15 protein-coding genes are annotated in these 13,403 nt (G+C 51.5%); 13 read left to right on the top strand and 2 right to left on the bottom strand.

Annotated features, from left to right (window positions below; all coding sequences use genetic code 11):
- Positions 1-60 precede the first annotated feature (60 nt).
- Complete coding sequence (locus tag PAT3040_RS33905) at positions 61-717, top strand: phosphatase PAP2 family protein (protein ID WP_108996126.1); 657 nt, start codon at positions 61-63, stop codon at positions 715-717.
- Positions 714-911, top strand: coding sequence for a hypothetical protein (locus tag PAT3040_RS33900; RefSeq protein ID WP_108996125.1), 198 nt, complete (start codon positions 714-716; stop codon positions 909-911). Before PAT3040_RS33905 ends, PAT3040_RS33900 begins: the two co-directional genes overlap by 4 nt.
- 111 nt (positions 912-1,022) lie before the next feature.
- Here the strand turns inward: PAT3040_RS33900 and PAT3040_RS33895 are convergent, their stop codons facing one another.
- Both PAT3040_RS33895 and PAT3040_RS33890 read right to left on the bottom strand, forming a co-directional pair.
- Positions 1,023-1,412 (bottom strand): hypothetical protein, encoded by a 390-nt coding sequence (locus tag PAT3040_RS33895; protein WP_108996124.1) that lies wholly within the window; start codon positions 1,410-1,412, stop codon positions 1,023-1,025.
- Positions 1,413-1,605: 193 nt separating this feature from the next.
- On the bottom strand, positions 1,606-2,715 hold the full coding sequence (locus PAT3040_RS33890) for a nitric oxide synthase oxygenase (RefSeq protein ID WP_181377009.1): 1,110 nt from the start codon (positions 2,713-2,715) through the stop codon (positions 1,606-1,608).
- Between the two features lie 236 nt (positions 2,716-2,951).
- On the opposite strand from PAT3040_RS33890, the gene PAT3040_RS33885 reads away from it, so the two are divergent.
- The 11 genes from PAT3040_RS33885 to PAT3040_RS33835 all read left to right on the top strand — a co-directional run.
- Positions 2,952-3,734 (top strand): tyrosine-protein phosphatase, encoded by a 783-nt coding sequence (locus PAT3040_RS33885; protein ID WP_087569348.1) that lies wholly within the window; start codon positions 2,952-2,954, stop codon positions 3,732-3,734.
- A 751-nt stretch (positions 3,735-4,485) separates the two neighbouring features.
- A complete protein-coding gene (locus PAT3040_RS33880) occupies positions 4,486-4,776 on the top strand; it encodes a hypothetical protein (protein WP_087569347.1) in 291 nt (96 codons plus the stop codon).
- Between the two features lie 161 nt (positions 4,777-4,937).
- Positions 4,938-5,693, top strand: a complete 756-nt coding sequence (locus PAT3040_RS33875) for a YveK family protein (protein ID WP_087569346.1) — start codon at positions 4,938-4,940, stop codon at positions 5,691-5,693.
- Complete coding sequence (locus tag PAT3040_RS33870; protein ID WP_087569345.1) at positions 5,674-6,363, top strand: CpsD/CapB family tyrosine-protein kinase; 690 nt, start codon at positions 5,674-5,676, stop codon at positions 6,361-6,363. Before PAT3040_RS33875 ends, PAT3040_RS33870 begins: the two co-directional genes overlap by 20 nt.
- A gap of 203 nt (positions 6,364-6,566) precedes the next feature.
- On the top strand, positions 6,567-7,469 hold the full coding sequence (galU, locus tag PAT3040_RS33865; protein WP_087569344.1) for a UTP--glucose-1-phosphate uridylyltransferase GalU: 903 nt from the start codon (positions 6,567-6,569) through the stop codon (positions 7,467-7,469).
- 2 nt (positions 7,470-7,471) lie between these two features.
- The gene (locus PAT3040_RS33860) at positions 7,472-8,170 is read left to right on the top strand and encodes a sugar transferase (protein ID WP_087569343.1); all 699 of its coding nucleotides are present in this window, start codon (positions 7,472-7,474) and stop codon (positions 8,168-8,170) included.
- 22 nt (positions 8,171-8,192) lie between these two features.
- On the top strand, positions 8,193-9,311 hold the full coding sequence (locus tag PAT3040_RS33855) for a glycosyltransferase (protein WP_087569342.1): 1,119 nt from the start codon (positions 8,193-8,195) through the stop codon (positions 9,309-9,311).
- Entirely contained in the window at positions 9,304-10,665 is a 1,362-nt protein-coding gene (locus tag PAT3040_RS33850) for an O-antigen ligase family protein (protein WP_108996123.1), read from the top strand. Before PAT3040_RS33855 ends, PAT3040_RS33850 begins: the two co-directional genes overlap by 8 nt.
- Positions 10,662-11,879: a glycosyltransferase gene (locus PAT3040_RS33845; protein WP_087569340.1), complete on the top strand. Its 1,218-nt coding sequence runs from the start codon at positions 10,662-10,664 to the stop codon at positions 11,877-11,879. The genes PAT3040_RS33850 and PAT3040_RS33845 overlap by 4 nt, the downstream gene beginning before the upstream one ends.
- Positions 11,833-12,960, top strand: coding sequence for a glycosyltransferase family 4 protein (locus PAT3040_RS33840; RefSeq protein WP_108996122.1), 1,128 nt, complete (start codon positions 11,833-11,835; stop codon positions 12,958-12,960). The genes PAT3040_RS33845 and PAT3040_RS33840 overlap by 47 nt, the downstream gene beginning before the upstream one ends.
- Before the next feature lie 7 nt (positions 12,961-12,967).
- A partial coding sequence (locus PAT3040_RS33835; protein WP_444980835.1) for an acyltransferase occupies positions 12,968-13,403 on the top strand: 436 nt, incomplete at its 3' end.

Raw genomic sequence — 13,403 nt, 5'->3', positions numbered from 1 at the left:
CTTATTATAACGAAGCAAGGAAGAGGAAGCAACGAATGGAGACGTTTGGAGGCGTTATTATTGGTCGCGAACAAAACGATATGGTTTATTCTATTATTGACGGGAGCCGCAGGGCTGGCTATTCTCTGGTCGACGCTGCCCCAGCAAGGAGGTTACGCCATTGATGTCGACTTCCATACCTATATGGCAAGATGGGCAAGCGATGGCTGGACGACGTTCATGAAGGCGCTGGACAAAGTGGGCTCGACAGCCGGACTTGTCGCATTGACACTTCTGATAGCCGCCATCATGGGCTGGAGATTGGGATTGAGACAATCAGGGTATCTGATCGGAGCGATGGCAGCCGGCTATGCTCTTAATACGGCCATCAAAGCAGGAGTAGACCGTATGCGCCCGGTTCAAGCTTGGGGTATTGAGGTGGACGGCTCCAGCTTCCCGAGCGGGAATGCGATGCTGGGATTGATCCTGTTTGGCCTGACCGGGCTCTTCATCTTAAGCAAGCGTAGCGTTATAGGATGGCAGAGAGGGATGATCGCGGCACTATGCGGGGTCATCATCCTTTTACTAGGACTTAGCCGCTTATATTTCCACGTCCACTATTTGTCCGATATTGCGGCTGGTTATGCTGGGGGATTGATTATTGTAGCGGCGGTTATGCTGCTATTCCGTCAGGGCGGCCATATACCGGAACGGAAAGGAAGGAGGCGGCTATCATGATGGTGCTGGAATGCGAATGCGGCAATCGTACGGGATTGTTTGCTACGGGAGACCGTGACGAACATGGAAGGGAATTTATTGAGCTGGAGGATGATGACCGGTTCGGCTTCGAAATCGGTGAGGACAGCGTTGTCTTTCGATGCTCGTTCTGCGGATATAAGTACAGGTTAAAGCAATATGCTCCATTCGAATAAAACAACCGGGCGGCTTCTCTGGCGAATGTTAGCGAGAGACGCTGTCCGGTTGTCTTTTTTCGCTCAGCCCAAGGATGGCGTAGCCGTTTCGCCTTGTCGCAAACTAAAGCATCAATAGCAATAGTACTTCTCCCAAATTTTCTTCGAATCATCCTTGTTGTCTTCCCACCAGCAGAAATCATCCCACCAATCGTCATCCCACCAATCGTCATCCCACCAATCGTCATCCCACCAATCATCGTCCCACCAATCCCAGAAGCCGCTGCTGTTCTTTTTGTCCGATGTTTTGCCTTTCTCATACTTCTCTCCGCCGCCATAACTTCCGCTATCGCTGCTTCCGCTCCCGGAAGAACCGCCGAAGACGGAGAACAGGCTGGAGAAGAAGCCCTTACTCCCATTGTTGTCATAACTGCTCGAATAACTGGAGGCGAAGGCTGAAGCCGGGAATGCTAGCAACGTCAGCAACAAGGTTAATCCGACGACCCTCTTCCATACGGCCATGAGTGAATCCCTCCTTTCGAATTATATAAAGAACGCACTGTTCATTATAAAGAAATTTACGTTTTTGGGCAAGAAGTCTCCCACATCTAAACTACCTTACTCGAGATAGTGAGGCCTAGGTAGTGAGAGGAAGTGGGGGAGTTTCACCATGGGAAATGAATAGATGTAAACTATAACTTTCCGGAATTGCAGCCTAAGAGAAAGGCTGCTTGCTATAGAAACGGGGCGATCGTACTTCATCATGATAGGAATTGTGAAAAATCGCAGTCGTCGCCGGCGACAGAGGAGGAATCAACCAGGACCAGCGGCCCGTCACGTCGCGTCCGCTTTCCCTCTCATTTTTCTCGAATCTGGAGAATTGCTGAGCGGCCGTATGGTGATCAACTATCGTGATACCGGCGCTTCTATAGGATTCCAGAACGGCGACGTTCAATTCGACCAGCGCGCGGTCCTTCCACAAGGAAAAGTCCCGGGAAGTGTTCAGTCCCATCGCTTTCGCCATTGCGGGAAGCAGATTGTATCGATCTTTGTCTGCAAGGTTTCTGGCGCCGATCTCCGTACCCATGTACCAGCCGTTGAACGGAGCGGCCGGATAGTAGATGCCGCCGATCTCCAGCGTCATATCCGAAAGAATCGGCACGGCGTACCAGCGGATGCCTTGCTCGTCGAAGGCGGGATAATCAGGATGCCGTATGTCGACCTCAAGGACGAGCTGCGGAGGAATATCGTACCATACGGGCTGCCGTCCTGGCAGGTTGAAGACGAGAGGCAGGAGGTCGAACGGCGTACCGGAGCCGTGCCAGCCGAGCGCCTGACAGGTTCGAGTGAAGGAGAGGGAGGCGGGATCGCCAACGATGCTGCCGTCATCTTGTTCGTACCCGGCATAACGAAGCAATTGATGATTCCATATGCGGGGACCGCTCTCCGGCTTTTCGGCATACTGCTGCGGGGCGAAGATCGTCATGAAAGGCTTTATGATTCCGCCGCAAGTAGCTGATTCGATATGCTCGAACAAGGCGCCCGCCATTCTATCTTCGCTGTTGATGGTTCTGGCGTCGATGATGTTTAACGTATCCCAGAATAGTCTTCCGATACACTTGTTGCTGTTGCGCCAGGCCAGCTTGGCGCCAAAAATAAGCTCGCCTTCGGTATGAGCATAGGTGCCGCGTTTGCTCAATTCTTCCCGAACTTCGTCCAATCTGGCAGTAAGCTCCGGGTCGCTGCGGCCGGATTCCCGATAAAAGGAGGCAAGAAAAGTTGATGCCGATTCGTATAGCTGCTCACGCTGAATGATGGGATTCATAAATACTCTCCTGTAAAGGGATTGTTTAGTTCTAGTATAGCAAGACCAGCTGCTTCCGACGGACTTCAGTTGTGACAATTTGTCCGTATAGCGGCCGCAACTTATTATCAATTAGAAGAATCCCCTGCAGTCGCCCCCAGTCGCCCCCCCGACGAGCGGACCTGCAAGCAACCTTCCTGCCATGTTACAATATATCGGGTAACCGATTAAGACCAGGATGGGAGGCGCTCTCTACTATGATCGATATTCATACACATATACTACCGGGGATCGATGATGGCGCATCGGATTGGGAGGAAACATTGCGACTGGCAAATGCGGCTGTAGAAGACGGCATTACGGCTGTTATAGCCACGCCTCATCATGCCAACGGCAAATATTTAAATGCCGCCCATGAAGTCAAGCAGCTTGCGGAGCGCGTGGACAAGCGGCTTAACGAAGAGGGCATTCCGCTGCGCGTACTGCACGGACAAGAAATTCGGATTCACGATGGCCTTCCGGAAGCGTGGGAACGCGGAGAACTACTTTCGTTGTCCGGATCCAGATATATGCTGATCGAGCTTCCATCTTCACATATTCCCAAGAGCATGGGCGAACTAATGCATGAGCTTGCGGTGCTTGGGCTGGTTCCGATCATCGCGCATCCGGAGCGCAATTCGGCAATCGCGCGTGACCCAAGGCTCCTGGAAGAGCTGGTGATGCGAGGAGCTTTCGCGCAAGTTACGTCTCATTCTTTGTTGGGAGGGTTCGGCAGAGGCGTGGAGAGGACGGCTTGGACGTTATGCAGAAGCGGTTTGATCCATATTGTATCTTCTGACGCCCATGATACGAATCGAAGGGGATTTAAGCTAAAAGAAGCATATCAAGTTATAGGCAAACGGCTTGGCGAATCCTATGTCGACTATTATCAATCCAATGCCAGCCGAATAGTATCCGACTCGCCTCTGGAACTTACGAGGGGGGAATCTCATGTGAAAAGCACTTCATTTAGCAGGTTTTTACGCAGATTAATTCCATAACCAGGCAGCAAGTCTCTGGTTAATTTATCCTATTCTTCAATAGGCAGCCTCTAACGCCGGGGTGCAAAATTAGGGTGAACAAAATGTCGCTTAAACAGAGGTATGTCATTTTCGGACCATATATTGGTTTTTCAATGTTCCTTTATCCAATTATACGGATCAAAAAAACCTTTTTTTATGGTTCAAATGGATCGAAAAAACGTTTTCAATCCGAACATTTAGCATCGGAATAGGCGGGATGTTCCTCTTTCAGACAATAGTCCCGTTTCTTTCTAGGATGGCGTATGCTTAAACAGCAGGCCATCCTGGTCCGATTTTTCTGATAGAGTACCGGGCAACGCTTTATACAGCGAGAAAAGCTGCCGACCAGGAAAAAAAAGATATGGTTCCCAAGTGGGGGATGAATGCAGCCCGACACAAAACGCTTCGATTTGACATTCGGGGTTACTCCCGTCATGAAAACGGTATCATTTTTGTCTGAAATTATAAAATTTAGTCTTCATTGCTCATATAGACCGACTTGAAAATGAGCGGGAATGACTAATCCACACATGTCTTTAATCCCTCATGGATTTAGGAAATCTATGGCATACTTAGAAGCGAAGTGTAAGACAGGCGTACATAATGCAAAAATCGATTAGTCAATCCGTAAGTTTGGAACCTCCTCAACAGATCTGGAATCGTTGTTGATGGATGGCAATCTAATCTTGCCGGCAACTGCCCGGCAAGGAATGGACGGAGGATTATGAAGATGAGTGTTCCATGCAAAAATGATAAACAAGCCAGATTTAAACAATTTCTGCAACGGCTGTCGGAAGACAAGGACGTAGGCAGGGGAGCGGTCAAACCGACCCACTCGCTGTCCGAGCTTCTGTTGTTCGCCGGATACAACCCCAATGGGGAAGCGATCGATATGGCGAGACTGGTGACATTACTGCTTCGTACGCAAGGGTTGGAAGGTTGCTCCGAACAAATGGTCGAGCATGTATTAAACGGCGGATCGATCGAAGGATTTTTTTTAACAAATGAATGCAAATCGTGAACCTCATGCTATCGTAAATGATTGAATGTGGTTCTTTTTTGAAGCAAAAGGTCGCGTTTTGAATAACTGGTATCATTAAAAAATTCTAATTGAATAACAAAAATGAAAGTTCGTTACGAATCCTATAATAGACTCTCGTTATCGTCGAAGGAGGAGGCAGTTTGGAATTAAAACAATATGGTCTCATTTTGAAAAAAAGGTTAGTCATGATTCTGCTTTTGGTTACCGTAAGCTGCCTGGGGATCGGCTTGTATTCCGGTTATTTTCTTAAGCCTCAATACCAGGCATCCGCCAAGCTGATCGTCAATCAATACAAGGACAGCGGTTCGCTGCTGCCTAGCATCGACGTTGGCGCCATCAATAGCACAATCGGTCTAATCAAAACCTACAAAGAAATTATCAAGACGCCGCGCATGATGAAAAAGGTCGTTCAGCAGTATCCGGAGTTGGGCGTCACGCACAGCGAGCTGGTCGGGAGAGTAAGCGTGAGTTCGGTCAACGAGACGCAGGTCATGTCGATTACCGTCAAAGGAAGCTCGTACCAGGAAGCGGCGAATATGGCAAACGCGATCGCGATCGTATTTCAGCAGTCGGTCCCCGAACTTATGAAAGTCGATAACGTCTCGATCCTGGATCAAGCCAACCCGCTCGAAAATCGGGGGGCGGTATCGCCTAACATCAAGCTGAACGTGACCGTTGCCTTTCTTCTGGCGTTGATGCTGGGCGTAGGCATTGCATTCTTGCTGGAATATTTGGACGATACCGTCAAGACGGAGGAGGACATCGACTTGCTTCTGCAAGTTCCGGTGTTAAGCGCCATTCCTACATTCAGGGAAAAGGATTCGAAGGAGCGCGGAGATAAGCCGGAGACAGCTCTAAAAGCAGGGAGGGGAAACAATGCTACGCTTGACGCCTAAATGGAATTTGATTACCCATCTTAATCCGAAGTCGCCTATATCGGAGAGCTACCGGACTCTTCGAACGAACATCGACCATTCCACCATAAACCAGAAGCTGCAGATTATAATGGTCACCTCCTCCAAGCCGGGTGAGGGCAAAAGCACGACATGCGCGAATATGGCGGTCGCCTTTGCGCAAGCGAACAAGCGGGTGTTGCTCATCGACGCCGATCTGCGCAAGCCCACGCAGCATTACTTATTCGGCACGTCCAATCGAAACGGCCTGACGACGGCGCTGTTCAATCAAAAGCCGCTTAAGGATATCGTCCAGCATACGGCCGTTGACAATTTGTTCATCGTGCATGCAGGCCCAACGCCGCCCAATCCATCCGAGCTGTTGTCTTCGCCTCAGATGGCGGAGTTACTGGACGAAGCGAGGAAAAGCTATGATGTCATCGTGCTGGATACGCCGCCGATCGTTACGGTGACGGACGCACAGGTCGTAGCCGTTATGAGCGACGGCGTCGTGCTTATCGTTCAATCCGGGCAAGTCAGCAAGGAGCATGTTCTAAAGGCGAAGTCTTTGCTCGATCATGTCAAAGCCAAGCTGCTCGGAGTCGTTTTAAATAATGTCAACAGCTCTCATGCAGATTCTTACTCCTACTATTACGGCGATTCCGAAGGTTAACCCGCAAAGCGATAGTGCTTGCAAGCCGAGGACGCTAGGTAGGAAGGTAATGTCTCCTGAACCTTTATCACTGGAGGCACTCGACCATGCTGTGGGAAATATGCCTTAGACGTTAATCGTCGCTGGTGTGGTGTGAGGTGGGGTTAAATGCCCTGATAGATTTCAACATGTATTGAAAATAATCGAGAACGGGGTGTGATTTCATGAAAAAAGTGACAAAAGCCATTATTCCCGCTGCCGGACTTGGTACGCGTTTCCTGCCTGCGACTAAGGCAATGCCGAAAGAGATGCTCCCGATCGTCGACAAGCCTACCATTCAATACATTGTCGAGGAGGCCATCGAGTCCGGAGTTGAAGACATTATTGTCGTAACCGGCAAGGGCAAGCGGGCGATCGAGGATCACTTCGATATCGCGTTCGAGCTGGAGCATACGCTTGAGATGAGAGGCAAGCTGGATATTTTGGAGAAGGTGCGGAAGTCGTCCAATGTCAACTTGCATTATATTCGCCAGAAGGAAGCCAAAGGTCTCGGACATGCCGTATGGTGCGCCCGAAACTTCATCGGCAACGAACCGTTCGCGGTCTTGCTCGGCGACGACATTGTGGAATCTCAAACGCCTTGCACGAGACAATTGATCGAGCAATACGAGCGTACGGGACGGTCCGTCATCGGCGTACAGATGGTTGGCGTAGATCAGACGCACCGCTATGGTATTGTCGATCCCGGCAATCGTGTTGACAACTTGTACGAGGTGAGCCGGTTCGTCGAGAAGCCGCCTCAAGGACAAGCGCCGTCTAACCTGGCCATTATGGGCAGATACGTGTTGACTCCGGAAATATTCGACTTCCTGGGCGAGCAGCGGATCGGCGCCGGAGGCGAAATCCAATTGACGGACGCGATACAGGAGCTAAACATGTCGCAGGGCGTATACGCATTCGATTTTCAAGGCGTTCGGTATGACGTCGGGGAGCAGCTCGGATTTATATTGACCACCATCGACTTTGCGCTTAGAAATCGGGAGCTCCGCTATCCGCTCATGACAGAACTTGAAGGACTGATGGAGAGAGAACTGCGTAACCATCTCATTACTGGAAGGAGCGAATAACGATGAATCCGTCGCCATTAAGAGAAGAAGCGGTCTGGAGCAGAGCCTCCTCCCCTTATAGAGGGTTCGCTCCCGCGCAGGAGAAAAGGAGCCTTACGGCTTACGGCGTCATGAAGCGGACCATGGATATCGGCGGTTCGCTGGCCGGGCTGCTTGCGCTCAGCCCATTGATTACGATGGTCGCCTTGTTGATCAAGCTGGAGGATCCGAAGGGACCCGTCTTCTTCCAGCAGACACGAATCGGCAAGGACGGCAAACCTTTCCGGATGTACAAGCTCCGGTCCATGTCGGTCAACGCGGAAGAGAAGCTGAAGGAACTTTTGGATAAGAACGAAATTAGCGGGGCTATGTTCAAGATGAAGGACGACCCGCGAATTACGAAAGTCGGCAAGTTCATCCGCAAGACCAGTATTGACGAGCTGCCGCAATTGCTGAACGTGCTGAAAGGAGATATGTCGCTTGTCGGACCAAGACCCCCTTTGGAGCGTGAAGTGACGGAATATTCCGACTATGATAAGCAGCGTTTGATGGTGACGCCCGGATGTACAGGGCTATGGCAAGTAAGCGGCAGGAACAGTCTCAGCTTTCATGAGATGGTGGAGCTGGACATCAAGTACATTCAAAAAAAATGCATTTGGCTGGACATCAAGATCATGCTGAGAACGGTGAAAGCGATCATTGCCCCTCAGGATGCTTTTTAGCAGCCGGAAGGAGGTCTGCAGCATGGCTAAAATTCTTCACGTTTCGGAATTTACGAAAGGCGGCATCGAGACGTATTTAAATGAAATTCTTCGATACCAGCTGGCTTTGCATGACGTCCATCTCCTTGCGTCGGAACAAAATTCCAATCGGGATTCGCTAAACATCGGCGCAGGCCGATTGCACTTGTATCCCTATAAGAGAAAGCCGCTTTTTATGCTAAAGGCGATTCGAACGATGGCACGCGCGGTGAAGGAGCTCGAGCCGGATATCGTCCATATCCATGGTACCTTCGCCGGGCTGTTTCTTAGATCCGCGTTGCTGCTCAAGAGACGGCGGCCCGCCATCATCTACTGCGCCCATGGATGGTCGTTCCTGATGGACACGTCCCCTTGGAAGAAGAGGTTGTACGCGGGAATCGAGAAGCTGCTGGCGGTTCGCACGGATGTCATTATTCATATTTCCCGGCACGAACACGACATGGCAGTGCGTTACGGACTTCCCAAAGAGAAGTCGGTCATCGTGTACAACGGCGTCTCCGATGTCCAAGTATCGACGAGTCCGCCGTTCGAGCCGGATCCGGATCGGATCAATCTGCTGTTTATCGGACGCTTCGACCCGCAGAAGGGTTTTGATCTTCTGCTGGAGACGTTTACGGAAGGACGATTCCGCAATGTCACGCTTTATCTCGCGGGAGGGACCGTGCTCCAAGACCGGCATTTCGACATTCCAGCGGATGCCGTCAAGCTCGGGTGGATCGATAATGCCGAGATTGCCAGCTACATAGAGGTTTGTGACGCCGTTATCGTTCCTTCCAGGTGGGAAGGCTTCGGCATCGTCGCCATTGAAGCGCTTCGCGGCAGGAAACCCGTCATTGCAAGCAACCGCGGGGCGCTTCCGGAAATCGTTGCGCATGGCATCAATGGTTATATCTTTAATTTCGACGACAAGGAAGAGCTTGCAACCATTATTCGCGGCCTTGATAAAGCGAGGCTTAAGGAGATGGGGGAGGCCGGGGAGCGCATTTACAGAAGCCGATTTCATTCCGATGAGATGAACTTCCAAATCCAGAGGCTGTACGAAGCGTTCGCCAAGGGGGACGGAAGGCGGCGGGACTCGCCCGTCGTGAGGGAATATGTCTAGTCTGGACAGCCGCAGGGATGGACTCAGGCATGCTTTTCTAGCGGGCTATCTCTTCGTGCTGCTGCTGTTGACCGTCTATCAGGACTTTCCGCTTGTCAAAATCATCGGAGAAATAGGAAGGACTCCGATCGTGCTGCTGTTCCCCGTATTCCTGTTGTGCGAGATCGCGATGCTGGCAAAGCATAAGCGGATAACGAACTGGACGAGGTTTCATACGTATATGTTCGGTTTCATTCTGTATTTGGCACTGGTGAGCCTGGTCTATATTCTGGTTCAGTATATGGGTGGAGCGTATAGCTTCGGTTCGGAAAATTTGCTGGGCAAAGGCGTCAAGGTGCTCATCTATTTTCTGCTCATTCTGCTGTATGTTCGCCATATCCAGCTTGTCGTCGCCAAGATCGGCAAGCTCGGGACCGTATGCGGATGCTTTCTAGCCGCCGTCACGTCGCTTCTGCTTATTATGTCGGTGGAACTGGCGAGTATGCCGAACGCGTTGACGTTTCTGCATTCCGGCGACGCACCGTATTGGCGCGTCCGGCTGCTTACTTCGGAGAGCAGCACGACCGGCACAATCGTTGTGGTGTATGTCGCGATATTGGCTTACCTGAGCCGATATTGGAACAAGCTTGCCCGAACATTGACGATCGTTTATGCAGCAAGCTTCTTTCTGTTTTATTTGTTCGTGACGGGCTCGAAGGGATTTATGATCATTGTTTTGCTCACGGCTGCCGTTACCATGGTGAAATTTCTTGATTTTCGCAAAAAAAGGAATTTCGTGCTTCTCGTTGCGGCCTTGCTGATCATGTATCTGTTTATTGCGAATTTCTCGGTAGGCATTATCCAGTCCTTCCAAAACGATATCGAGAATTATACCTCGTCCTATACGCGCATGGGGACGATCGTAATCGCTTTGCTTACGGTGCTTAATCATCCCTTTGGCGTTGGCACGGGGGCATATCCCGTCTACTTCAACCATTATCTGGAGCAATCCGTCAATCTGATGTCAAGCGTGTATTACAAATGGTTCGGCGTCAGTCAGATCAATGTAAGCGAGCTGATTCAATATTCGGCCAGCACCAAAAACCTTGGCGTTAAATCGGGTTTTTTCCAGTGGTTTATGTTCGGCGGGCTGCTTTCGGTCGCGTTTTTTTATTTGGTGGGACGCCATATGCTCTTGAAGGTAAAAACAAGCTCGATCCTGTTCCTTGCGCTCGTATTCACTTTGCTCTCCCTGCTGCTCGTATCGCTGGAGATCAAATACGAAATCTGGCTATTGTTCGCGTTTATCGGCTTGCTGCCAGGCAAGGATGACCAACGAAGTCCATTTTACAACAAACCGGAGGCGCTGAAATGAATATTCTCGTAGTATGCAGCGATTTCCCGTATCCGGCCGACCATGGCGGAAGAGTAGATACGTGGGGACGAATTCGGGCGCTTGCGGGGCTGGGCTGGGGGATCGACCTGCTCGTCTGCGGCAAACACGTGCCTGCCGCGTCGGACCTCCGGGCGGCGCGGGCATGGGTAAACGATATCAAGCTCTGCGACCGAAAAAGCTCACCGCTCGACATTTTGATGCCGGAGCCGCTGCAAGTCCGTTCCAGAGACGCGCTCCGGACCGTTCCGATAGACGGCGATTACGACTACGTGCTGCTGGAAGGGGATTATGTTTACCCCGTTCTTGATAATCCGGGCATACGGGCGGAGCAGGCGATTCTGCGGGTTCATAACGACGAGTCCGCTTACTTTAAATCGCTGGCCAGAAGTACGGGCCAAATCCTGCACAAGCTGTATTATGCGATGGAAAGCTTGAAGTTCGCCGGATTGCAGAGAAAGCTGCAAAAGCGGGTGACCAAATATTTGTTTATCTCCAGCAAGGAGTACGACAGCTTCGTCACACGACATCCGCAAGCCGAGAGCCTGTTCCTGCCCCCGCCGCTTACGAGGGAGTCCTTCGCCAGGAGCCGTTTTGACACCAAACATGTTGTATTTATCGGCTCGTTGTTTATGCCTAACAACAGGGAGGCCATTCGCTGGTATCTCGATCAAGTTCATCCCAAACTGCTGGATATACCGGGTTATCGGTTCGTCATCGCGGGCAACAGCAGGGGAATGGGAGTGGAGTGGTTGAATAGCCAACGTCTGGAAGGGGTGTATGTACACGATACACCTGCGAATTTGGACGAGATATACGCGAAAGGTTATCTATTTGTCAATCCGATGCGCAATGGCGCGGGCGTTAAACTGAAGACGATCGAAGCGATCCAGAACGGATTGCCGGTTGTCTCGACTACGGTAGGCAGCGAAGGCACGGGTCTAAGGAACGGCTTGCATATTCGGGTGGAGGATGAGCCGGCCGCATTCTGCCGAGCTGTGAGAGAACTTTTGGCGGAGCCGGCCGCGGCAGACTCGCTGCTTCAAGCGTCTCAGCAATTTATCCGAGAACGTTATAACCATAAGGAAACACTCAAAACGTATTTTCGATATCTTGAACGCACATACAGTCCGGAAAGGGGGATCTCTGATGTCAAGTCCGCTCATCAACATTCTGTTCGTGACGCACGCGGATAAGAAGGGAGGGGCCGAGCAAAGCTTGGTCCATCTGATCAACTACATCGATACTTCCCTGTACCGCATCTATTTGATCTGTCCCGGCAATGCGTCATATCTGGGAGAGATCACTGCAAGTTTCACCCACATCCCGCTCAGTCTGGGCAGCATCAAAAAGAGGCTCGGCTTCGGATACGTGGAGACCGTGCTCCGCATCCGGTCGCTCGTCAAGAAGCTTGGGATTGATATCGTCCATGCCAATGGCTGGAGGGCGCCTTGGTACATTGGTCCGCTAAAGTTTATGTCGCCATGCAAGCGGGTATGGCATCACCGCGATCATACGCATCTTCGGATGTTCAATCGCGTGCTGCCGCGCTTCTTCGATCAAGTGATCTGCATCTCGAAATTCGTGGCAGGCTCCATTGAAGGGAGCAACAAAAAAGTAATCTACAACGGCGTGGACCCCAGACTGGCGATCGGCCGCAGAAGAAGGGGCTTCATGGACGACGGGCAATTGGTTATCGGGACCTTTGGCCGAATCGTGGAGTGGAAACGGTACGATCTGGTTATCGATGCGGTCGCCAAATTGCCTGCAAGCGGCCGACACAACTGGAAGCTGCTCATTGTCGGGGATGCTTCCATCGACGGCTCGGACCGTTACTATGACATGTTGATCCGCAAGGTGATCGAATACGGTCTAGAGCGCCATGTCGAATTTTGCGGACATACAAGCAAGCCGCTGGACAAGATGCAAGAGTGCGATCTGACGGTTAACTTCTCTCTAAACGAACCGTTCGGCCGCGTCATCATCGAATCCATGCTGGTCGGCACTCCGCCTATTGTGGCGGATTCGGGGGGAGCGCCGGAGATCATCGAACAGACAAAAGGGGGGCTCGTCGTTCGCGACGGCGACTCCGCGGCGTTGTACGAAGCGATTCGGGGCTTCTACGACGGAGAGGTTAACTACGAGGAGCTGGCCGTCAGAGGATACGACGGCGTGATGGACGCATTTCATATGAGCGCTATTGCGCGGAAGGTGGAGCATGTTTATCAAGGCATGCTCGAGCCTGCCGCGATACGGCTGCCGGGAACGGCGGGGTGACGGAGATATGAGCGTATCCCGTGCGGCATTTAGTTTCGAGAAGGCGCTGGCCGTGCTGAAAGGTGCGGCGGTGCTGCCGTTCAAGGCAAGTTCTGCGGGCCGATTTTCCCGTATTGCGGGCAAGCTTCTTCTCAAGAACAAGGGCGAGCTCATTATTGGCCGCAACGTCTCCTTCCACGCCAAGCCGTTCCCTTCGTCCGTCACGGTTGGCAAGGGTGCTCGTTTGACGATTGGCGACAACGTGTTTTTTAATTACGGGCTTGATATTGGCTGCACCTCGTCCATCACGATCGGCCGCCATTCGATAATCGGACCTATGGTCAATATGATCGATTCGAACTTTCATCCTGTCGATTCGCAGGACCGTTCGGCCGCGAAGCCGATCGTCATCGGAGACAATGTATGGATCGGCAGAGGCGCCATCATTTTGCCTGGTGTCCATA

Source organism: Paenibacillus agaridevorans (assembly GCF_003112455.1).
Classification (GTDB): Bacteria; Bacillota; Bacilli; order Paenibacillales; family Paenibacillaceae; genus Pristimantibacillus; species Pristimantibacillus agaridevorans.
Note: the sequence above shows the minus strand (reverse complement) of the source record. Positions and strands in the feature narration are given on the sequence as shown.